Source organism: Rhizobium cerradonense (assembly GCF_030182455.1).
Taxonomy (GTDB): Bacteria; Pseudomonadota; Alphaproteobacteria; order Rhizobiales; family Rhizobiaceae; genus Rhizobium.
The window spans coordinates 63427-85569 of record NZ_JAQJCK010000005.1 but is presented as its reverse complement, the minus strand read 5'-3'; the positions used below and the strand labels follow the sequence as shown (position 1 = coordinate 85569).

The window sequence follows — 22143 nt, the reverse complement described above, 5'->3', positions numbered from 1 at the left end:
ATTTCAGCGGCCGCAGACCGACTTTCTGGCAAGAATGATGGCGCCCGAAACGGCATCGCCGTCAATGGGTTTGAGGCGGCGGCGGACATCCGGCGCCAGCCACGGCTCAAGCGGGCTGGAAAGGCCGCCGAGCAAGGAGACGCGCGGAGCACCCTTGTCGAAGAGGGTGCGAATCAGCGTGTCGATATGCTCGGCCGCATTCTGGACGATACGCCGCCCGGCGGCATCGCCCTGATCCGCATGGCGCATGACCATCGGCGCCAGAGCGGCGTAGTCCGTGGCGGAGGCGCGGTCCATCCAGGCGACCGCTTCCATGGGATCATTCTGAAATCGCTGCATGATCTCGGCCAACAGTGCCGTCTTCTCGTGGCGGCCATCATTGGCGCGTAGCGCAAGCTGCACAGCTTTTAACCCGAGATCCGCGCCGCTGCCTTCGTCTGAGATCGGAAAGCCGTATCCTCCGACACGCAAGTGGCGACCCTCGACAAAACCCAGGCCGATCGATCCCGTCCCGGCAATGACGATCGCACCGTCGCGGCCCGAATGGGCTCCGAGGCAGGCGCCCTCGCCGTCGCTGACGAAATCGATGCTGGCAAAGGGATGCTTTATGGCTCGCAGCGCCTCTAGCGCACCCTTGCGCCCGATCCCGGCTAGGCCGACGCCCGCGTGAACACGCACGATGTCAGATGGGCTGAGGCCCGCCTCTTCGATCGCGGCTTCGAAAGCCCTCGTAATGGAAGCCCATGCTTCGGCAATGCCGAGCCGCGTGGTCGCGGGGCCGGATAGTCCCTGGCCCAATACGGCCCCGGCCGCATCCTCGATCCTTGCGCGACAGCCGGTGCCCCCGCCGTCGATGCCGAGAAAGTAGCGGACGTCGTCTGTTTCGCCGCTCATGACGTCAATCGTTCGATATCAGCGCCGCAAAGGCGGAGTTTGCGATCCAACTGCTCGTAACCGCGATCGAGATGATAGACGCGGTTGACGATGGTTTCACCGTTCGACACCAGCGCCGCCAACACCAGAGAGACGGAGGCGCGCAGATCGGTCGCCATGACCTGCGCCCCTCGAAGAGGTGCGCCGCCGCGGACCAGCGCCGTGGTGCCCTGCAGCGTGATGTTGGCGCCGAGACGCATCAATTCCGGCACGTGCATGAAGCGGTTTTCGAACACCGTTTCGCGGATCAGCGAGGCGCCTTCGGCGCAGCAGGCGAGCGCCATGAACTGCGCCTGCAGGTCTGTGGGAAAGCCAGGATAGGGTTCCGTAGTGATATCGGCGCCCTTCAGCGGGCCATCCCTCGAAACCACCAGGCCGCGATCGCTTGGCCAGACGCTGACGCCCATGGCTTCCAGCGCCTGCACGACGGAAGCGAGATTCTCCAGCCGGGCGTGAATCAGTTCAAGCTGGCCGCCGGTGATGGCGGCCGCGACGGCATAGGTGCCGGCCTCGATCCGGTCGGATATGCCATGATGCCGGGCAGGCTGCCAATTCGTGCTGCCCTCTATCAGGATGCGATGCGTACCTGCGCCCTCGATCCGAGCGCCCATGGCTGTAAGGCAGGCGGCGAGATCGGCCACCTCCGGCTCGCGCGCTGCGTTCAAGATTTCCGTCTCGCCCTTGGCAGCACATGCCGCCATCATCGCAGTCTCGGTCGCGCCGACGGATGGTGAGCTCAAAACGATACGCGCGCCTCTCAGTCCGCCAGGGGCCGATGCGACGATCAGGCCATTCTCGATCGCGATATCAGCGCCAAGCGTCGCCAGTGCCTTGATATGCATGTCGACCGGCCGTGCACCGATGGCGCAGCCTCCGGGCAGAGAGACGCGGGCATGCCCGAAGCGTGCCAGCAGCGGCGCAAGCACCAACACCGTCGCCCGCATGCGCCTCACCGTGTCGTAGGAGGTCTCCTTCGAGACTATGGCGCTGGGATCGATGGTGGTTCCGTGCGCCGCGCGGGTCACGACCGCTCCGTGGAGGGCAACGACGCCGAGCATGTTCTCGACATCGGTCACGGCGGGTAGGTTCGTCAGTTCCAGCGGATGCGAACTGAGTAGCGCCGCCGCGATCTGCGGCAAGGCGGCGTTCTTGGCGCCGGAAATCGTCACAGCGCCCTGCAACCTGTTTCCGCCTGATATCCGCAATCTGTCCATGAGATGAAACCCGTCGAAGAGAGGGGCGAAGGAGCATGCGCCATCTCGTCTGCTTCCGGTTCAAGACTATTCGTTCATTCCGCCATGTCAATGCGGAGTGGAATTTTTTATTCCTCGCATTTGTGCTAACGTCAGCGGCCGACGGAGTGAAAGCATGGTTGCCCACCCTCGGTCAGATGATATCTTGTTGCGCGACTATGTCGGCGTGTGTACTGGCCTCCAGGGCCTGAAGGGGCGGATGTCTATCTTAAAGAAAATCAGCGCGAAGCTCGAAGGCATGGCGCCGGCCGATCGCCAGATCGGGCAATTCATCGTCGAAAATCCCGATCAGATGCTGCGGCTCTCCTCCGCCGCCCTTGCCGCCGAGACCGGCCGCAGCCAGTCGAGCGTCGTCAAGTTCAGCCAGAAACTCGGCTATGCCGGTTATCAGGAACTGAAACTCGCCGTCAGCGAGGCCAAGGCGCAGGAATGGCAGGCCCCGGCGGGCATGATCCACGGGACCATCGAAGTCGATGATGGTTATCTGACGATCCTGCAAAAATTGCTCGGCAGCAAGCTGCAGGCCATGCAGCAGACGATCGCCGTCAACAATGAACTCGATATCGGCAAGGCGCTGAAAGCGCTCTACGAAGCCCGCCGCATTCATCTCGCCGGTGTCGGCGCGTCTTCGCTGGTCGCTCGAGACTTTTCCTATAAGCTTATGAAACTCGGCCGAAATGTCCTGCACGACAGCGACAGCCATGTACAGATGGCCAATGCTTCCACACTCGGCCCCGACGACCTGCTATTCGCCCTCTCCTATTCAGGCACCAGCATCGAGACTCTCAGGATCGCCGAACTCGCCAGCCAGCGAAATGCGGTCGTCATCGCCGTGACCGGCCTTCAGGACAATCCACTGGCCCACGTCGCCGATATCCGCCTCTATACCGTCGGCGACGAAGACCGCGTCCGCTCCTCGGCGATTACGGCGCGCGACGCGCAACTGATGCTCACCGACCTGCTGTTCATCCTGCTCGTGCAGAGGCAGCCAGACGCGAACGATTACGTTCACAACAGCGAAGCGGCCGTCTCGGTGCTGAAGGCGAAGCAACTCTCCTAGCAGGGGGTGCTCACCCGTCGGACGCCTATCAAGCACATTCGGCAAGCCAGTGTCTGATATCGTCTATTGAACGCATCAGGATCGAGGGATTATCATGGGCCGGAATAAAACCCCAGCTCTGCCAGAATGTCTCCGCCTCCGTGTCTATAGCACGAACCACCACAGCCCGCCCTGCAACGATATCCGCGCCGGCGACGCAGCGCGCCAGCGCGTCCTTCACCAGACCCGAGCCGATGCCACGTCCGGCGTAGCGGCGGTCAACGGCGAGCTGACCGATCAATAAGCAGGGGATGGGATCAGGCGGACGGCCCGTGCGAATCTTGCGTGGGGTGGCATTGGGCTCAATGACGGAGGGAGCAAGGCCGTAATAACCAACGACGACATCGTCATCAGCCACGACGAGGACTCGGGTGAATCCGCGTGTCTGATTGGTTCGCGCAAAATTTGCCAACCAATCATCCAGCGCAGGTTTCCCGCAGGTAAAACCATCCAACCGGTGATGATCGGATAAAAGGGCGATGCCGGAAAGCGCCATGGTCCTATTGTTCCCACGGCGCCTTGCGCTGCAACCGCTCCCTCACCTTTGCCGGCGGAACTGCCGGTGTTGCGCCGATGACCTGCAGGAAATCATCGAAAGCTCCTGGCGAAAGACGAATGACCGTCTCGTTCAAGATCGCGGTTTGCGCCTCATGAACTGCGGCGCGGCGCATGAACTCCGTACGTGACAGACCGAGCAGTTCCGCGCCGCGGTCAATGATGGCCAGATCGTCATTGCGCAACCGCATCGATACGGGTGTCTCTTTTTTCTGCGCAGGCGTTGCCATCACATGATCCTCAGTTTCAGAAGAAAAATAGGCCAATGTAATGCAAAGTGCAATACAAGAGAGGTGATCGCATCAAGCGGCTCGCTTCAAAGCCGCAGCGATCGCTTCGGCGGCGCCGAAGCCGGTTTCGAGAGCGCCGTGTGCCGTTGAAAAGCGTGTCGGCGAGCAGGCTTCGCCGGCAAAGAAGAGCCTGTCGTCAACGGTTTCGCCGAGCACGATACGTTCACCGGAAGCGCCCGGTTCGGCATAGGAATAGGATCCGCCAATATGTGGCTCGCCACGCCAGGCCGACATTGCCACAGCATCAATCCGACGGCCGAAGGCGCTTCCGAAATGCTTCGTCAGCTCTTCTCTGGCGAATGCGAGCGCCGCCTGCTCCCCAGAGGCCTCCAGATCCCGCGCCAATGAACCGCCATAATAGGCCTCAATCAAGGCGGTGCCGAAGGGGCGTATCTGGTAGGAACCCGTTCGGACCTGATCCAGGGAACCCGTCAGTCTGGTATCGATCGGCAGATCGTCTGGCGAGAGCACGCTCAGGAACAGCTTGTTGGCAAGCCCCAGCGGCAATCGACTGGCCGCTTCCCGCTTTCTCGGCAGTGGCGGATCGAATTTGATCTGATCCTTCGCAATCATATTTGTCGCGACCGTGACCAAGACCATGCGTGCACGCAGCGTGCCGCGATCCGTCTGCAAAAGGATGTATTCGGCGCCGCGATGATCGATGGTTTGGACCACAGTCGACAGCATCGTGGGTATCGGCTGCGCGTAGGCCGAAATCAGCGTCCCATACCCCTCACGCACGCGCCAGTCCGGGCTAGGCCCCGGATCATAATGGACATAATCGTGAATGGAGGCCGCCGCGAGCTCGACGCCATTTAGAAACGTGCCGATTGCTTCAACACAGCCATTCCAGCGATTTCCGGGTTCCAGCAGTTCGTCGAGCGATCCGTCTTCGCCGGAATCCCCCCGTTGTTCCGCGCGCGCGAAAAAGGCGCCGATGGCGGATCTCGCTTCCGCCCCTCCGATCGTCCGCCCGCCTTCGCTCCAGGGGGCGGGCGTCGTTTCCACCGTCAGCCCGAGCTGGCGGGCAATCTCGGTCCATCCATTCGTCCTTGCGCCGTGGAGCCATCCGCAGCCGAGATCGACCGGCTCATCCCCGAGCGATGACAATCGAAAGGTCCAGGCGCGACCTCCGACCCGGTCCTTCGCCTCGAGAATCAACACCGAAACGTCGGGGCGGAGGGATTGCAGCCGCCGCGCCGCTGCGACGCCGGCCGCACCGCCGCCAATAATGGCGACATCGATTGTTTGGCCCCCGGACCAAGGATTGCTCAAATGCCTTTACCCTTCCGCTATGCCGGACTGCATTGCACCAATGCAGTCCATGGTACTTCCAAACAGCGTCTAACCCCCAGTCGATTTCTATCTTCAGGGCTATACCAAAGCCGATTTACTTACGGCTTGATGCCGTTGAGATGGCTCTCGAGGAAGTGCAGATTGTCCTGGCCCCAGTAAAGCTCGCCGTCATAGAGGAATGATGGAAAGCCGAAGACGCCATTCTTGATCGCAAACTCACGATCCGCCGTCCACTTGCCCTGTACGTCCGCATCCTGTTCCCGCTTTGCGAGCGCATCGCCGTCGAAACCTGCGGCGGTGGCGATCGCCTTGCGTACCGCGGGATTGCCGATATCTTCGCCGCGACCCCAGAAGGCTTCCTGTAGGGCTTTCGTCAGTTCGAGCCAGGGCTTGCCGTCGAGATAGGCGGCGATGACCATGAAGGCGGCAGGCGCCGGGTCCGCGAGCGGCGGGCGATTTTCCAGAAGCAGTTTCTTACCGCGAAGGCCGGCCCAACGCTTGAGATCCCGCTGCCAATATTGCCGGCGAGGCTCCGGCCGATTGCGCGAGAAAATGCCGCCGTTCTCCTCGAGGACGATGGTGAGATAAGGCCGGATTTCCGCGCCCGTCTTTTCGGCGAGATCGAGAAACGGCTCCAGGCCGATATAGGACCAGGGCGAGCCGATGGAAAAAACGTAATCTATGATCTTGGTCACTGTTTGCCGCATCCCATGCATGATGATGAAAACTCGCGGAGTTTGATCAGCAAGGCGGCGGGTGTGCAAGCGCCAAGCGAATGCCACGGGGGGGAATTTCCATAACGATATCGTTACCTGACTACCGCCGATTCCGTCGCTGCTTGCTATGCCAATATCGAGCTCAGCGCTATGCAACCGCTTTCCAATCGAGCCCGATATCGAGCGTCGGCGCGCTATGCGTCACCCAGCCCACCGAGATCAGATCGACGCCCGAAGCCGCAATTGTCGCGGCAGTTGAGGGCGTGACACGGCCCGAGGCCTCGGTGATTGCGCGCCCGGCAACGATGCCTACCGCTTCGCGCAATTGATCGGGCGTCATATTGTCGAGCAGCACGGCGTCGACGCCTTCTGCCATGGCTTCACGAAGCTGGTCGAGCGTGTCCACTTCAACCTCGATCTTGACCATGTGACCGACCCCGGCTTTTGCCCGGCGGATAGCCTCTGTGACGCCGCCTGCAACCGCGACATGATTGTCCTTGATCAGCACGGCATCATGGAGCGCAAAACGATGGTTCATACCGCCGCCGGCACGGACTGCATATTTCTCCAGCGCCCGCAGTCCCGGCGTCGTCTTGCGGGTGCAGACGATCGAGGCTTTCGTGCCGCTGATCACCTCGACGATGCCGGCTGTTACGGTCGCGATACCCGAGAGATGGCCGAGGAAATTCAGTGCGGTCCGCTCCGCCGTCAACAGACCGCGAGACGGGCCTTCGATCGTTGCGATCATATCGCCGGCAGCCACCTTTGCGCCGTCGTGCAGATGACGGATCATGACGATCCGCGGATCAACGAGCTGGAAGGCGAGTTCCGAGGCATCCAGCCCGGCGACCACGCCCGGCTGGCGCGCCACCATGGCAACGGTGGAACGGTGATCCTCCGGGATGACGGCGGCAGACGTGATATCGCCGGCAAGGCCGAGATCTTCCAGCAGAGCATTGCGCACCAGCGGCTCGATGATGAGGCGCGGCAGGGGAACGAGGGTCATGTCAGGCGCTCCTGGCGAAAGTATAGGGAATGGCCGACCGAGCGATATCCAATGCATCCGGCAGTCGCATTGTCCGCCGCTGAGTATGCTTCAGTTTCAACGGAAAATCCGTGCGGGCATGGGCGCCGCGCGATTCCGTTCTGAGACTTGCGAAGACGGCGATCAGCAGCGCCACCACGGCAGAATCGGCGGCGGGACCTTCGCTTTCGGCCAGCGGCAACAGCGCAGCGATTGCTCCGTGGATGGCGCCGGCATTGCGAAGCACGCCGAGATGACGCGAGGCGATCGGCCGGACAAGCGAAGGATCCGGAACTATCGGACGTGCGTGGACCGACGGCATATTCGCAGAGGTCGCAGGAGTGCTTCCCATGTCCCGTGCGGCACGCATGCCCATGACGGCGGCCTCCAGCAACGAGTTGCTAGCGAGCCGGTTGGCTCCGTGAAGGCCGGTTGACGCCGCCTCCCCTGCCACCCAGAGGCCGGAGACGGAACTGCGGCCGTTTACATCCGTGGCAACCCCGCCCATGTGGTAATGGACGGCGGGACGGACCGGGATGAGCTGGCTCGCCGGATCGATGCCTGCCTCCCGGCAGAGCGCATCGATCACCGGAAAGCGAGCGGCAAAGCGACTACCGAGCGCTTCGCGCGCATCGAGAAAGACACGGCCGCCGCGGGCGATTTCCGCACTGATCGCCCGCGCAACGACATCGCGCGGGGCCAGTTCCGCACCGGAAACCTCAGCCATGAAACGCTCGCCTCTCTCGTTGACAAGCAAGGCACCTTCGCCGCGCACAGCTTCGCTGACCAGCGCTAGCGGCCGGCGGCGAGAATCGAGCGCTGTCGGGTGGAATTGCACGAACTCCATATCGGCAAGAAGCGCCCCAGCTCTCGCGGCGAGTGCTACTCCCTGGCCGAAATTGCCGATGGGATTGGTCGTCGCATCGAAGAGACCACCAATGCCGCCGGTCGCGAGGAGAATACGCGAGGTGGGCAGAACGGCCATTCCCTTTGGTGTCGCGCATAGGAGGCCGCTGATCCGCTCGCCATCCAGGAGGAGCAGCCGCCGCGCCTCATATCCCTCAAGCACCGTAATGGACGGCGTGTTGGCGACGGCATGCACCAGCGCCCGAACAATCGCCGCGCCGGAGCCGTCGCCTTCGGCATGCACAATGCGGCGGCGCGAATGGGCGGCTTCGAGGCCGAGCGACAAGGCTCCCGCACCATTTCGGTCAAAGCGGACGCCTGCCCGCTCCAGAGCGGCAATTGCCGCCGGCGCTTCACCGATGATGCTTGCGGCCACTACGGGATCGCAGAGCCCATCGCCGGCGGCAAGCGTGTCGGCGACATGCAGCTCCGCGCTGTCGTCCGCTCCCATGCTCGCGGCGATGCCGCCCTGTGCCCAGGCGCTCGATGTCTCGGCGCCAAGTGCTGCACGGGTGACGATGACGGTCGGCTGCGGCGCCAGCGTCAATGCCGCCATCAGTCCGGCGAGACCGCTACCGACGATGACGACGCGGTCTGCAAGATCGTGAAGAACCTCGGTCATATCGTCAGCATCCTTTCCACTGCGCGGCGGGCTGCGACCGCAATTGCGGGGTCGACAGTCACTTCATGCTGGTTTTCCTCAAGTGCCCTGCGGATATTACCGAGCGTGATGCGCTTCATGTGCGGGCAGAGATTGCAGGGCCGGACAAACTCGACATCCGGATGATGGACGGCAACATTGTCGCTCATCGAGCATTCGGTCAGCAGCACGACGCGCGCCGGGCGTTTCTTGCCGACGTAATCGGACATGACGGCGGTAGAGCCGGCGAAATCCGCTTCCCTGACGACATCAGGCGGACATTCCGGATGGGCGAGCACCGTCACGCCGGGATAATTTTCGCGAAGCTGGCGCACATCGGCGGCGGTGAAAAGTTCATGCACCTCGCAATGCCCATGCCAGGCGATGATCTCGACATTGGTCTCGCGCGCCACGTTCTGCGCCAGATATTCATCGGGGATCATCAGCACCTTGGGAACGCCGAGCGATTCCACCACCTGTTTGGCATTGCCCGACGTGCAGCAGATATCGGATGCCGCCTTCACCGCAGCGGACGTGTTGACATAGGTGACGATGGGAACCCCAGGATGGGCCTGGCGCAAAAGTGCAATGTCTTCCGGCGTGATCGATTCCGCCAGCGAGCAACCGGCCGCCATATCGGGGATCAGCACGGTCTTTTCCGGATTGAGCAGTTTGGCGGTCTCGGCCATGAAATGCACACCGGCGAGCACGATGATGTCGGCGTCTACATCGATCGCCTTGCGAGCGAGCGCCAGGCTGTCGCCGACGATATCGGCAACACCGTGGAAGATTTCCGGCGTCTGGTAGTTGTGCGCTAGGATGACGGCGTTGCGGCGACGCTTCAACTCGAGGATCGCCTCGACATCGTCCTGAAACATCATCCATTCGGCTTTGGGAATAACGCGGCTGACGCGATTGTAGAGGGAGGATGCGGATACGGGTTGGTTCATGACCGGCTCTCCTAATTATACTCATCTTGAGTATATCATGCGCAAATAGATATTCTCGTTATGAGCATATGTCAATTGCGGGAGAGCGGTAATTTCGTTCCGGCGAGTTCGCGTTCTTCGAGGATGGCGCGGCGGAAACGGAAGAGCTTGGCCGGACGCCCGCCTGTCTCGCTTTCGGTTGCGCCTGTTTCCTCCACCAGCTCCTGCTGCTCGATCAGCCGGCGGAAATTTTGCTTATGCAGTGTTAAACCTGCCAGAGCCTCAACGGTACGCTGCAGTTGAAGGAGCGTAAAACTCTCCGCCATCAGTTCGAAGACGACGGGACGATATTTGATTTTCGCGCGTAGCCGCGCCATGCCGGTCGCAAGAATCCGCCGGTGATCGGCAAACATCGGCCGACCGGAATTGCTCTGCTGCGCGCAGCCCGCCTCCAAGACAAGCCGGGCCTCATAAAGAAGCTCGTAGCGCTGCAGAACAAGGTCTTCATTCCAGGGGGCATCGTTCAAACCAAAAGTGAAATCCGCGCGGCGCCGGCGTTGATCGCGCTTGGCCGGGTCGTCGGAGATCCAGCTATTCAGCCGCTCGACGACATCATCCATGACGGCCGGCCGGCCGTTGCGATGGTCTTCCCAAGGAAAATATTCGTACCAACCATGCCATCCCGGCCGCCCACCGCCAGGCGCCGCCTGCTCCCTCACGAGACCGAGATAGCTGATCGAAATCGTCCGGCCGCCCAGGATCTCGTTGTTCCTGTCTCGGTCGGCAAATGTGTAAAGCTGCTCGAGATAGCCGACCGGATGCGCCGTCTGCTCCCGCACCCATTCGCGAAGACCGCTCTGCAGCGTCCGGTGTCCAAGCTCGAATGGTCCCGACGGCAAAGCATCGCCGGAGCGCACCGTCATAACCCGGGGATCGTTGCCGGTGACGGCTGTGAGAACCGCGATCAATTCGGCGTGCGCAAGTCCAATGGTCAAGAAGATTCCCTATCTTGTTCGAGCTCTGCTTTTCTCGCACGAAGCATTACCGAAGCCAATGCAGCCGTTCGGCCACTCAACAATTCCCGACAATATAAACGCGTGCAAACTCCTACACGCGAGCACTTGCAGCCAGCCAAACATATTGTAAGCGTCCTATTGATATATTGATACATTAGTGCTTTAGTCTTGCACGCGTGAGGCCGGCCCTGCCGGATTTGGGAGGATATTATGAGCAATATCGGACTGGAGGAGCAGGCAAACTCCGCCATGATGCGAAGGGTGGCGATTGCTTCCTGCATCGGCACCACCGTCGAGTGGTATGATTTTTTCATTTATGCCACCGCTTCGGCGCTGGTTTTCAATAAGCTGTTTTTTCCGAGTTTCGATCCGCTCGTCGGCTCGCTGGTTGCGCTCGGTACCTATGCCGCCGGATTCTTCGTGCGGCCGATCGGCGGGTTACTGTTCGGCTATCTCGGCGACCGATACGGCCGCAAGAGCGCGCTAGTCACCACGCTTTTGATCGTCGGCATCGCCACCTTCGTCATCGGCCTCATGCCGACTTATGAAAGCATCGGCATTGCCGCTCCGCTGATCCTGCTGTTCATCCGCATGCTGCACGGTTTCGGCATCGGCGGCGAACAGGGTAATGCGATCCTCATCATGTGCGAGCATGCGCCCGCCAAAAGGCGCGGCTATTTCGGCTCATGGGTACAGACGGGTGCGCCCGCCGGCTTCATCCTGCCGCTCGGCATCTTCGCAGCGTTAACGGCCACGCTGTCGGAAGAGGCTTTCATGAGCTGGGGCTGGCGTATTCCCTTTCTGCTCAGCCTCGTGCTGGTGGCTGTCGGCATGTATATCCGCTTGCAATTGACGGAATCGCCGCTGTTCCTGGAAATGCGCAGGCGCCGCGCCGAGGACCCGCATCCGCTTGTCGAGATCGTCAGAAAATATCCGCGCTATCTGGCGCTTGGCTGCGGCACCAAGTTTGCCGAAAGCGTTGCATTCACCAGCTTTGCGGTGCTGATCACCGCCTATGCGACGAGCCGCGGCGTGTCGCGGCCGGTAATGACGACGGCATCGCTTATCGCCATCGTGCTGGAGTTGGTCTGCATGCCGTTTTGGGGCGCGCTTTCCGATCGCATCGGCCGCAAGCCGGTCTATATCCTTGGCGCGTCGACCGTGCTGCTGGCGAGCTTTCCGACCTTCGCGCTGGTCTATTATCGCGTCGACAGCTACATCTGGGTCGGCTTGACGGCGGCGCTGGCCATCGGCCATAGCGCCATGTACGGGCCGCAGGCCGCCTATTTTGCCGAATTCTTCCCGACCCGGGTCCGCGCCAGCGGCGTCTCCTTCATCCAGCAGATCGGCGCGTTGATCGGCTCCGTCGGAACACTTGCTGCCGGCTGGCTTCTGGCGCTTTTGAATGGTGCGCCCTGGGCGCTTGCTGGCTTCGTCGCTCTCGGCTGTGCGATCACCATCGCCTGCACGGCGGCGCTGCCGGAAACGGCGCCGCGCCTCGGGCGATGGAAGGATCTGGTCGACAGCTTGACGTCTGGCGATAATATGGAAGCCCGCCGACAGCGCGCATAAGCAAGAGACAAAATGATATCAGCCTTCGAAGTATTCTCCGACCGCTGGAGTTTTCTCGGCGAAAGCCCGGTCCTGTCGGATGACGGCAACTGTCTCTGGTGGGTCGATACCGAGGGCTGCCGGCTGCTGCGAACCGACGTAGCGTCCGGCAGAACCGAGGTCTGGGATGCGCCGGAGGCTGTCGGCTGCATCGCCCTGCGGCCGGATGGAACGCTGCTGGCAGGCCTCGCCAGCGGCATTTTTCTCTTCGATCCGGCAAAGGGCGGTTTCGACCTCGCCTGCTCGCCGGAAAGCCGTAGGGATGTTCGCTTCAACGATGGCGCCCTCGATCCGGCGGGCCGCTTCTGGGCGGGCACCATGCAATTCACCCTGACCGAACCTGCGGGCGCCATTTTCTGCGTCGAAGCCGATCTTAGTCATCGCCGCGTCTTCGATGGCATATGGACGCCCAATGGGCTCGCCTTCGATCCGGTCCGTAGCCGCATGTATTTCTCGGATTCTCATCCGACCGTACAAACGATCTGGGTCTGCGATTATGATGTCTCCACGGGAACGCCGAGCAATCGCCGCGTCTTTGCGACGACGCATGAATTCGCCGGCCGGCCCGACGGCGCGTTTATCGATGAGGACGGCATCTACTGGATTGCCGGCGTCGAGGGATCGCAGCTCCTCCGCTTCGCACCATCGGGCGAAACGCTGGAACCGATCGCCTTTCCCGTGACACATCCAACCAAGATCGTCATGGACAGAGCCAATCCGCGCTCCGTTTTTGTCACGACCAGACGGACCGTTCCCGAGGAGGATACGCACGCCTCGGGGCATGTGCTGCGCGCAACTTTTCGATGATCGTTCTAGGACAAGCGCTTATCGGCTGACGTAATCCGGATATTTCTCGCAAATGAGATCGATGATCGACAGCGTGCCGGAAAGATGCCTGCGAAGCGCTGCCACTGCCTGTTCCACATCCCCCGACTGGATGGCATCGACAATGGCATGATGATCGGCGATGACCTGCTGCTGCTTGCCCGGCATCGGCAGGTTCAGCATGCGAAGCCGATCGAGATGAACGCTCTGGCGCCGCACGGTTGCCCACAGTCCCAGGATGTCGACCCTTTCGAAGAGGACACGGTGGAAATCCTTGTCGAGGGCATCGAACAGATCGTAGGTCTCGGGTGACGCCACATGCTCTTGCCGCACCAAAACATGCCGCAACGCCGCCGCCGTTTCCTCCGGCGATTCGGCCGTCAATCGCCGGACGGCTTCCAGCTCGATCGACAATCTCAGGAAGTGCGCCTCGACGGCGTTACCGATATCGATCCTCGCGACGACGGTGGCGTATTGCGGGTAAACCTCGACCAGCCCCTCCTCCTCCAGCCTGATCAAAGCATCGCGAACCGGCGTCTGGCTGACATTGAACTCGCTCTGAAGCGAGATGCGCGACAGGACGGTGGTCGGCGGCAAACTCATTGAAAGAATACGCGATCGCAGGATTTCCAGGATCTGCGGCGCCACTTGGCGGGAGCGATCCAAGGCGAATTCTTTCGGGTTTACTTTCACTGGCTACCTTCCTGATCGAGAACGTAAGTTCATAAAGCACAATTTAGGGCTTGATGCACTGATACATTAGTGCTTTAGTCAATTTATGTAAACGCGATTTCACGGGTTTGCGTCATTTGGGAGGACATAATGAGAGGATTTCTTCGCGGCATGACCGCGGTTGCCGTAATGCTGGCCGGCACGTTTTCCGCTAGCGCTGCCGAAAAGACCGATATTTCGATCACACGCCAGCCAGGCATTCTTTATCTCGTCAGCCACGTCATGGAGACGCAGAAGTTGATCGAGAAACGCGCCGAAGCTGACGGCCTACCGGGCGTCAAGGTCGAATGGCGTACCTTTAGCGGCGGCGGCGCGCAAACGGACGCGCTTCTTGCCGGCAGCGTCGACATCGTCAATACCGGCACCGGCAATCTGCTGCTGCTCTGGGATCGCACGAGAGGCAAGGTCAAGGGCATCGTCACCAACTCCGCGCAGCCGGTCATCATGGTCTCGCGCGATCCGCGCATCAAATCGCTGAAGGACATCCAGCCGGGCGATAAGATCGCCGTGCCGACGGTCGGCGTCTCGACGCAGGCGATCCTGCTGCAGATGGCCGCCGCTCAGATGTATGGTGACGATCAAGTACACAAGTTCGACGCCAATACGGTGCAGCTTGGCCATCCCGACGCCATGGCGGCGCTTGCAAACCAGAACCATGAAGTGAAAAGCCATTTCTCGGCCCCACCCTTCCAATATCTAGAACTGAAGCAGCCGGGCGTTCATCAAGTCGTCGATTCCCGCGACATCATCGGTGGCGAGCTGACGCAAGGCACCTTCTTCACGACGACGCAATTCGCTGATGCCAACCCCACGATCATCAAGGCCATACGCGAAGCGACGGCCGATGCCATCGGTGTAATCAAAAAGGACCCGAAGACAGCAGTCGAGGCCTACAAGACGGTCAGCGGTGACAAGACCAGTGTCGACGACCTCCTGACGATCCTGAACCAGCCGCACATGATGGAATTCCGCATGGATCCGCAGGGAACCATGAAATTTGCGGCGCATCTCCACAAGATCGGGACCTTGAAGGCGATGCCCAAGGCCTGGACCGACTACTATCTGCCGGAAGCGGCGGATCTGAATGGCAATTGAAGCCTGATGGCGGCGCCAATGCCGCCCTCAGCTATCTCTCATGGAGGAGCCTTATGCTTCAGGCAAAAATTGCAGCCGATGCCGTGCCGGCTGAAATGGCCAAGGCCAAACCACTCTTGAACGTCGACAAGGTGACGCTTCGCTACAAGACGCCGAACCTTTTGATCACCGCCACCGAAGAGGTCAGCTTTTCGGTAGCGCAATCCGATCGTTTCGTACTCCTCGGACCATCCGGTTGCGGAAAATCGACCTTGCTGAAGGCGATCGGCGGCTATCTGACGCCGGCGGCAGGCCGCATCGAAATCAAGGGGCAACCCGTCAAGAAGCCCGGCGCGGACCGGATGATGGTCTTTCAGGAGTTCGACCAGCTCCTGCCCTGGAAGACCGTCCTGGAAAACGTCATGTTTCCGCTGACGACCGCCCGGCGCCTGCCTCGTGCGCAAGCCGAAGCCATCGCCCGCGACTATATCGATAAGGTCAAGCTCACCCGGGCTGTCGATACCTATCCGCATATGCTTTCGGGCGGCATGAAACAGCGTGTGGCGATCGCTCGCGGCATGGCTATGCAACCCGATATCCTGCTGATGGACGAACCCTTTGCCGCACTCGACGCGCTGACCCGCCGGCAGATGCAGGACGAGCTTCTACAGCTTTGGGAGGATACGCGTTTCACCGTCATCTTCGTCACGCATTCGATCGCCGAGGCAATCAAGATCTCGAACCGCATCCTGCTGCTTTCCCCGCATCCCGGCCGCGTCAAGGCCGAGGTTCGCAATGTCGAATCCGTCCGTCACGACACCGCCGCAGCCGCGGAACTGGAACACGAAATCCATCACATGCTGTTTGCCGAAGCCGGACATAGGGAATAGGCCATGAACGCACCGCAGATCATCCTCGCGCCTGAGAGGACCGAACCCGCAGGCCACATCGCCTCTGTCGAGCAGAAACTCGGCGCCATCGAACTTCTTTGGCAGTCGAGCCTCTTCCGCAAATCGTTGCTGATAGTCGTCCTGGCCATCATCTGGGAGAGCTATGCGCGGCATCTCGACAATCCGCTGCTTTTCCCGACACTCAGCGACACGCTGACGGCGCTCTACGATCGTTTTGCAGACGGCGTTCTGCCCGAGCGCATCTGGACGACGCTGAAGGTGCTGGTGACCGGCTACGTGACGGGGACGGTCCTCGCCGCTATTTTGACCGTTGTCGCAATCAACACCCGTATCGGCACCGATTTTCTCGAAACAATGACGGCGATGTTCAACCCGCTGCCGGCGATCTCGCTGCTGCCGCTCGCCCTCATTTGGTTCGGTCTCGGCCCCGCGAGCCTGGTCTTTGTGCTCGTGCATTCCGTGCTCTGGGCGGTTGCACTCAACACCCATGCCGGCTTTCTCGGCGTTTCGCGCACGCTGCGCATGGTGGGGGCCAACTATGGGCTGACCGGACTTTCCTATGTCTTCCGCATTCTGATCCCTGCCGCCTTCCCATCAATCCTCACGGGGTTGAAGATCGGCTGGGCCTTCTCCTGGCGCACCTTGATCGCCGCCGAACTCGTCTTCGGCGTTTCCTCCGGTCAAGGCGGGCTTGGATGGTTCATTTTCGAAAACCGCAACCTCCTCGACATACCCTCGGTCTTTGCCGGCCTGCTGACGGTCATCGTCATCGGCCTTATCGTCGAGAACCTGGTCTTCCAGACGATCGAGCGCCGAACCTTACAGAAATGGGGCATGAAGGAATGACGCCCGCGCAAATTCGAGTCCTCGGCCAATAGTTGAATATAAGGTCTCAACATAATGAATATCAAAAGGAAATCGGTGGGCTTGCGCAGCGCCAGATGGTTCGCGCCCGACGACCTCAGAAGTTCCGGACATCGTTCGCGCACCATGCAGATGGGCTATGCGCCGGAAGAATGGGCGGGCAAGCCCGTCATCGCCATCCTCAACACCTGGTCCGACGCCAACCCTTGCCACGCGCATTTCAAGCACCGGGTCGAAGATGTCAAACGCGGCATCTTTCAGGCCGGTGGCTTTCCTCTCGAACTGCCGGCGCTGTCACTGTCCGAAAGCTATGTCAAACCGACGACTATGCTCTATCGCAATATGCTGGCGATGGAGGCGGAAGAACTACTGCGCTCGCATCCGGTCGACGGTGCCGTGCTGATGGGCGGCTGTGACAAGACCACGCCCGGCCTCGTCATGGGCGCGCTCAGCGTGGGCCTGCCGATGATCTACCTACCCGCCGGCCCGATGCTCCGCGGCAATTATCGCGGCGAATATCTGGGTTCCGGTTCCGACGCCTGGAAGTTCTGGGACGAGCGCCGCGCCGGCGCCATTTCGGAGAAGGAATGGGTCGACGTCGAAGCTGGCATCGCCCGGTCCTACGGCCACTGCATGACGATGGGCACGGCGAGCACGATGACGGCGATTGCCGAGGCGTTGGGCCTGACCTTGCCCGGAGCGAGCTCCATCCCGGCAGCCGATTCCAACCATATCCGCATGTCTTCGGCCGTCGGCCGCCGCATTGTCGAGATGGTCTGGGAAGACCTTGTCCCCTCGAAGATCGTCACGGCCGCCGCCGTCAGCAACGCAGTTGCAGTGGCTATGGCGACGGGCTGTTCCACGAATGCGGTCGTGCATCTGATCGCCATGGCGCGCCGCGCCGGTGTCGCCCTTACGCTGGATGATCTCGACAAGGCTAGCCGGACGACGCCGGTACTCGCCAATATCCGGCCGACCGGCAAGGCCTATCTGATGGAAGACTTCTACTATGCCGGCGGCCTGCGTGCGCTGATGGCAAAGCTGTCCACGAAGCTCGATCTCTCCGCGCTGACCGTTTCCGGCGTCACCCTCGGCGAGACCCTGGAGGGCGCCAAGTGCTACAATGACGATGTCATCCGCTCGCTCGACAATCCCGTCTATCACGAGGGCTCCCTCGCAGTCGTGAAGGGCAATCTTGCGCCGACCGGAGCAGTCATCAAGCCGGCTGCCTGCGATCCGCGCTTCCACAAGCACCAGGGACCGGCCTTGGTGTTCGACAGCTATCCGGAGATGAAAGCGGCGGTGGACGACGAAAATCTCGACATCACGCCGGACCATGTCATGGTGCTGCGCGGCGCCGGCCCGCAGGGCGGGCCTGGGATGCCGGAATGGGGCATGCTCCCAATCCCGAAGGCACTATTGAAGCAAGGCCATCGCGACATGCTGCGTCTGTCCGATGCCCGCATGAGCGGCACGAGCTACGGCGCCTGCATCCTGCATGTCTCCCCGGAATCATATGTCGGCGGCCCGCTGGCGCTGCTGAAGAACGGCGACATTATCCGCCTCGATCTTGAAGCACGGCGGATCGACATGCTTGTGGATGACGACGAATTGCAGCGACGGCGCGAAGCCTGGGTCAAGCCCGCGGAAAAATTCGGCCGCGGCTATGGTTGGATGTTCGCCCGCCACGTAGCGCAGGCCGATACGGGCTGCGACTTTGATTTCCTGGAAACCGGTTTCGGCCCGACGCCGGGCGAACCCGATATTTATTGACCGCAAAGGACGATATCATGAGCAATTACGTGTTGAGCAGCGAGACCCGCAGCAAGCTTATGGGCGTTGCCACGCCGACGATCGCCACGGCGCTCTTCAAGCGCGGCCTTCGCAACCAATTCATTCAGGATGTCCGCCCGCTATCGCCGAAAAAGGCCAATATGGTCGGCCAGGCCTTCACGCTGCGCTACATCCCCGCGCGCGAAGATCTGAACACGATCGAGGTCTTCCGCAACCCTGAACATCCGCAGCGTGCAGCAGTGGAAGCGTGCCCGCCCGGCGCCATCCTCGTGATGGATAGCCGCAAGGATGCACGCGCGGCCTCGGCCGGCTCGATCCTGATATCGCGGCTGCAAGTGCGCGGCGTCGCCGGCGTCGTGACTGATGGCGGTTTTCGCGACAGTCCGGAAATCGCCAATCTCGACATTCCCGCCTATCATCACCGCCCGTCCGCGCCGACAAACCTGACGCTGCACCAGGCGATCGAAATAAATGGACCGATCGGCTGCGGCGATGTCGCAGTTTTCCCCGGCGATGTTCTTGTCGGCGACAATGAGGGCGTTATCGTCATCCCGGCCCACCTCGCCGACGAAATCGCCGATGAGACTGTCGAAATGACCGCTTACGAGGATTTCGTCACCGAGGAAGTTCTGAACGGCGCGACCATCATCGGACTTTACCCGGCAACCAGCGACGCGCCGAAGGTCAAGTTCGCCGAGTGGCGGAAGCAGAAAGGACGCTGATCGGCGTCTTCAGCGCTATGTCGAACCGAAATCCCGTCACCGATTACGGGGACGGGATTCTTTCTGAGAATAAAAGAATTATATCAACATATTATCGATATTATCTAATTTTATCTATGAAGACCCCTTCTTTGGTGTCGTCTGAAAATTCGTTGCCCTTGGCCGCGCACGGGTGTTGGCGGCCTCGCCTCTTGGCATTGCCAATTATGAGCATACCGGTCTAGCTACAGGCAGCCCATCTTTGCCGCGAGAATTTGATAGTTGAGGAGTTACAAGCCCATGTCCGTCACACGCGAAACCCTAGCCCTGTCCCATGCCGGCGCAATGCAGGCTCTTGCGGCAGCGATCGTCCATGCCGAGAAGATCGGCATTCCGCAGTGTGTCTTTATTGTCGACGCGAGCGGCGAAACCATTGCGAGCATCCGGATGGATGGCGCAAAATATCTGAGCATGCATACGGCTCGCGCCAAGGCCCGCACCGCCGCCTCGATCAATGCGCCGACCGGCGCCATCTCCTTCGAATTCGGCACCGCCGCCGGCATCGCCTCGCAAGGCGGCGTCACGCATCTGCCGGGCGGCCTGCCCATCCGTTTCCGCGGCCGGCTTGCTGGCGCGATCGGCGTAGGGTCGGGCACAGGCGATCAGGATTTCGAGGTCGCCCGCGCCGCACTTGTTGCCATTGGAGCCGATGCCGTTTAAGGCTAGTTTCCCTCAGTCCGGCCATTTGCGAACGGTGCATGTCTCTGTTCTCCCGTTCAATCTCAGACGGCCGCGGCCGCATGGAAGCGGGACAAGAAAGCCTTCAGCCGTTCATTCTCCGCCACAAGCGCCGGAAGATCCTTCGGCGCTCCCTGAGCGGACACTTTTCCATCAGCCATGAAGACGATGCGGTCGCTGGCGTCCCTGGCAAAGGCGATCTCATGGGTGACCATCAGCATCGTCATGCCCTCCTCCGCCAATTGCCTGACAACATCGAGAACCTCGTTCACCAGTTCCGGATCGAGCGCCGAGGTGATTTCATCAAGCAGCAGAATCTTCGGGTCCATGGCCACGGCGCGGGCGATGCCAACGCGCTGCTGCTGGCCACCCGACAATTCCGACGGCAGATTGTTGATGCGGTGTCCGAGCCCCACGCGGCTGAGCCAATGTTCGGCTATCTCCCGCGCCTCCTTCTTAGGCTTGCCCCGGACCTTCTGAAGGCCGAGCATCACATTTTCCGCGGCAGTCAGATGCGGAAAGAGATTGAAGCTCTGAAAGACCATGCCCGTTTCGGCCCGCATACGTGCCAAGTCCTTCTCGCCACGGCGCTGCTGATTGGTGCCGTCCCGATAGCCGACCTCGGCGCCATCGATCTGGATCGAGCCGCTGTCATAACTTTCGAGAAAGTTCACGCAGCGCAGAAGCGTGGTCTTGCCGCTGCCCGAAGGGCCGATGACCGAGACCACCTCGCCTTTGGCGACATCCATATCGATGGAATGCAGAACCTGGACGGGTCCAAATGCCTTGGCGACATTGCGTATTCTAAGGAGCGGCGTGGCAGCTTGTATATTGTTCATGACGGTCAATCCCTGATGTAGGAGTAGCGGCGCTCCATTCTCCGGCTCAGGCTGGAGAGACTGTAGTTGATCGCGAAGTAGATGAAGGCTCCGAGAAGGTAGAGCGGCATGGCCTCATAGGTCCGGCCGATCACTTCGTTGATCGACTGCATGAGGTCAACGATGCCGAGCAGCGAAATCAGAGCACTTCCTTTGACCGCATCGGTCACGCCATTGATCCAGGGCGGCAGAAAGCGGCGTGTCGCCTGCGGGAAGATGACGTAGCGCAGGCGCTGCACAAAAGTCAGGCCGATGGCCATGCCGGCTTCCATCTGTCCCTTGGGAATGGAGAGAACGGCGCCGCGCACGTATTCGACGACCTGGGCCGATTTGAACAGCGTCAACGCGACGACGCCGGCCCAAAAGGCAACTATATGCAGGCCGAGTGCCGGAAATCCATAATAGACGATAAAGATGAGAACGAGGATTGGAATGCCTCTGATACAATCGCTGAAGAAGCGCACCAGCAGCTTGATCGGCCAGGGGCCGTAGATCAGCCCGACCCCAAAGACGATGCCGATGCAAAGCGAAAGCGCGACAACGATCGCGGAGACCCAAAGCGTGATCAGCAGCCCTTTCAGAAGGAACGGCAGAGCATAGACGATCGCAGCCATACTAGCGCTCCACCCTGAAATGACCTTCCAGCCGTCGCAGGCCGAACAAGATGAGGTAGCCGGTGACGAGATACATCAGGGTCGCGATGATGTAGACCTCGACGATGCGGAAGGTGTTGAAATTGATCCATTGCGCTCCGTAGGTGAGCTCCGGAACGGCAATGACCGAGGCGACCGACGTATCCTTGAACAAGGAGATGAAGGTATTGGATAGCGCAGGCAAGGTAATGCGCGTCATCGTCGGCAGGCGGACATAGAGGAGCCGCTGCAACGGCGTCAGCCCGATCGCCTTGCCCGCATCGATCTGGCCCCGCGGCACGGCTTCGAGACCGGATCGGAACACCTCAACGAGATAGGCACCAGCATAGACCGACAAGGTGATGACGAAGGAGGTCGTCGCGCTATAGGCGATGTTCACAGCGGTCGGAAGTCCATAAAAGACGAGATAGACGAGCAGGATCAACGGCACATTGCGGATGAACTCGACGTAAGCGGCAATGAAACGGCGCACAATTTTGCCGGCCGATACATACCAGATGGCGAGGACGAGCCCTATCAAGGCACCGATGGCGATAGAAATGACCGCCAACTCGAGGCTAAGCAGCAGCCCGCCCCACAGCTTGTCGATGTGCCGCCAGATAAGATTGAAATTCAGGTGATAGCCCATGCCGGCCATTATCTCCCGCTAAGCGATCGATGTCTGCGGCGGAGCCAGCGCCAGCCGAAGCCGCGCTGGCTCCGTCC

General features: G+C 60.8%; 23 protein-coding genes. 9 read left to right on the top strand and 14 right to left on the bottom strand.

Annotated elements, in window-relative coordinates; translation table 11 throughout:
* Window positions 1-3: 3 nt before the first annotated feature.
* Window positions 4-894 carry a glucosamine kinase nucleotide-binding domain-containing protein gene (locus PH547_RS13900; protein ID WP_285168565.1) on the bottom strand — a complete coding sequence of 297 codons (891 nt, stop codon included), beginning with the start codon at window positions 892-894 and terminating at the stop codon, window positions 4-6.
* On the bottom strand, window positions 891-2147 hold the full coding sequence (gene murA, locus PH547_RS13895) for a UDP-N-acetylglucosamine 1-carboxyvinyltransferase (RefSeq protein ID WP_285168563.1): 1257 nt from the start codon (window positions 2145-2147) through the stop codon (window positions 891-893). The genes PH547_RS13900 and murA overlap by 4 nt, the downstream gene beginning before the upstream one ends.
* 238 nt (window positions 2148-2385) lie before the next feature.
* Here murA and PH547_RS13890 point away from each other — a divergent pair, with 238 nt between their 5' ends.
* Window positions 2386-3246 (top strand): MurR/RpiR family transcriptional regulator, encoded by an 861-nt coding sequence (locus tag PH547_RS13890; protein WP_028750248.1) that lies wholly within the window; start codon window positions 2386-2388, stop codon window positions 3244-3246.
* A 28-nt stretch (window positions 3247-3274) separates the two neighbouring features.
* Here the strand turns inward: PH547_RS13890 and PH547_RS13885 are convergent, their stop codons facing one another.
* The 8 genes from PH547_RS13885 to PH547_RS13850 all read right to left on the bottom strand — a co-directional run bounded on the left by PH547_RS13885 (window position 3275) and on the right by PH547_RS13850 (window position 10636).
* Window positions 3275-3781 (bottom strand): GNAT family N-acetyltransferase, encoded by a 507-nt coding sequence (locus PH547_RS13885; RefSeq protein WP_285168561.1) that lies wholly within the window; start codon window positions 3779-3781, stop codon window positions 3275-3277.
* Window positions 3782-3785: 4 nt separating this feature from the next.
* Window positions 3786-4070: a type II toxin-antitoxin system TacA family antitoxin gene (locus PH547_RS13880; protein ID WP_260305150.1), complete on the bottom strand. Its 285-nt coding sequence runs from the start codon at window positions 4068-4070 to the stop codon at window positions 3786-3788.
* A 72-nt stretch (window positions 4071-4142) separates the two neighbouring features.
* Window positions 4143-5405, bottom strand: a complete 1263-nt coding sequence (locus tag PH547_RS13875) for a flavin monoamine oxidase family protein (RefSeq protein ID WP_285168559.1) — start codon at window positions 5403-5405, stop codon at window positions 4143-4145.
* Between the two features lie 119 nt (window positions 5406-5524).
* Window positions 5525-6121: a 2-hydroxychromene-2-carboxylate isomerase gene (locus PH547_RS13870; RefSeq protein ID WP_260305152.1), complete on the bottom strand. Its 597-nt coding sequence runs from the start codon at window positions 6119-6121 to the stop codon at window positions 5525-5527.
* Window positions 6122-6290: 169 nt separating this feature from the next.
* Window positions 6291-7148 carry a carboxylating nicotinate-nucleotide diphosphorylase gene (gene nadC, locus PH547_RS13865; protein ID WP_104826828.1) on the bottom strand — a complete coding sequence of 286 codons (858 nt, stop codon included), beginning with the start codon at window positions 7146-7148 and terminating at the stop codon, window positions 6291-6293.
* Between the two features lies 1 nt (window position 7149).
* Window positions 7150-8694, bottom strand: coding sequence for an L-aspartate oxidase (locus PH547_RS13860; protein WP_285168555.1), 1545 nt, complete (start codon window positions 8692-8694; stop codon window positions 7150-7152).
* Window positions 8691-9662, bottom strand: coding sequence for a quinolinate synthase NadA (gene nadA / locus PH547_RS13855; RefSeq protein ID WP_285168552.1), 972 nt, complete (start codon window positions 9660-9662; stop codon window positions 8691-8693). Before nadA ends, PH547_RS13860 begins: the two co-directional genes overlap by 4 nt.
* Window positions 9663-9733: 71 nt before the next feature.
* Window positions 9734-10636, bottom strand: coding sequence for an NUDIX hydrolase (locus tag PH547_RS13850; RefSeq protein ID WP_285168547.1), 903 nt, complete (start codon window positions 10634-10636; stop codon window positions 9734-9736).
* A gap of 231 nt (window positions 10637-10867) precedes the next feature.
* Between PH547_RS13850 and PH547_RS13845 the strand changes: the two genes are divergently transcribed.
* Together PH547_RS13845 and PH547_RS13840 are read left to right on the top strand one after the other, a co-directional pair.
* A complete protein-coding gene (locus tag PH547_RS13845; RefSeq protein ID WP_285168546.1) occupies window positions 10868-12229 on the top strand; it encodes an MFS transporter in 1362 nt (453 codons plus the stop codon).
* Window positions 12230-12241: 12 nt separating this feature from the next.
* Window positions 12242-13075, top strand: a complete 834-nt coding sequence (locus tag PH547_RS13840) for an SMP-30/gluconolactonase/LRE family protein (RefSeq protein ID WP_285168544.1) — start codon at window positions 12242-12244, stop codon at window positions 13073-13075.
* Window positions 13076-13093: 18 nt separating this feature from the next.
* Here PH547_RS13840 and PH547_RS13835 read toward each other — a convergent pair whose 3' ends face one another.
* Window positions 13094-13786, bottom strand: a complete 693-nt coding sequence (locus PH547_RS13835; RefSeq protein WP_285168543.1) for a GntR family transcriptional regulator — start codon at window positions 13784-13786, stop codon at window positions 13094-13096.
* 129 nt (window positions 13787-13915) lie between these two features.
* Here PH547_RS13835 and PH547_RS13830 point away from each other — a divergent pair, with 129 nt between their 5' ends.
* From PH547_RS13830 to PH547_RS13805, 6 genes are all read left to right on the top strand, one after another.
* Complete coding sequence (locus tag PH547_RS13830) at window positions 13916-14920, top strand: ABC transporter substrate-binding protein (protein WP_104826834.1); 1005 nt, start codon at window positions 13916-13918, stop codon at window positions 14918-14920.
* Between the two features lie 53 nt (window positions 14921-14973).
* Window positions 14974-15789 carry an ABC transporter ATP-binding protein gene (locus PH547_RS13825; protein ID WP_104826835.1) on the top strand — a complete coding sequence of 272 codons (816 nt, stop codon included), beginning with the start codon at window positions 14974-14976 and terminating at the stop codon, window positions 15787-15789.
* Between the two features lie 3 nt (window positions 15790-15792).
* On the top strand, window positions 15793-16656 hold the full coding sequence (locus PH547_RS13820) for an ABC transporter permease (RefSeq protein WP_104826836.1): 864 nt from the start codon (window positions 15793-15795) through the stop codon (window positions 16654-16656).
* 54 nt (window positions 16657-16710) lie between these two features.
* Window positions 16711-18447: an L-arabinonate dehydratase gene (gene araD / locus PH547_RS13815; protein ID WP_285168536.1), complete on the top strand. Its 1737-nt coding sequence runs from the start codon at window positions 16711-16713 to the stop codon at window positions 18445-18447.
* Window positions 18448-18464: 17 nt separating this feature from the next.
* Complete coding sequence (locus PH547_RS13810) at window positions 18465-19190, top strand: ribonuclease activity regulator RraA (RefSeq protein ID WP_285168535.1); 726 nt, start codon at window positions 18465-18467, stop codon at window positions 19188-19190.
* A 279-nt stretch (window positions 19191-19469) separates the two neighbouring features.
* A complete protein-coding gene (locus PH547_RS13805; protein ID WP_285168534.1) occupies window positions 19470-19889 on the top strand; it encodes a GlcG/HbpS family heme-binding protein in 420 nt (139 codons plus the stop codon).
* A 62-nt stretch (window positions 19890-19951) separates the two neighbouring features.
* Here PH547_RS13805 and PH547_RS13800 read toward each other — a convergent pair whose 3' ends face one another.
* Genes PH547_RS13800 through PH547_RS13790 form a run of 3 tightly spaced genes read right to left on the bottom strand, consistent with a single transcriptional unit; the run spans window position 19952 to window position 22066 of the window.
* Entirely contained in the window at window positions 19952-20746 is a 795-nt protein-coding gene (locus PH547_RS13800) for an amino acid ABC transporter ATP-binding protein (protein ID WP_104827893.1), read from the bottom strand.
* A 5-nt stretch (window positions 20747-20751) separates the two neighbouring features.
* Entirely contained in the window at window positions 20752-21399 is a 648-nt protein-coding gene (locus tag PH547_RS13795) for an amino acid ABC transporter permease (RefSeq protein WP_104826839.1), read from the bottom strand.
* A gap of 1 nt (window position 21400) precedes the next feature.
* Entirely contained in the window at window positions 21401-22066 is a 666-nt protein-coding gene (locus tag PH547_RS13790; protein WP_104827894.1) for an amino acid ABC transporter permease, read from the bottom strand.
* Between the last annotated feature and the right edge of the window lie 77 nt (window positions 22067-22143).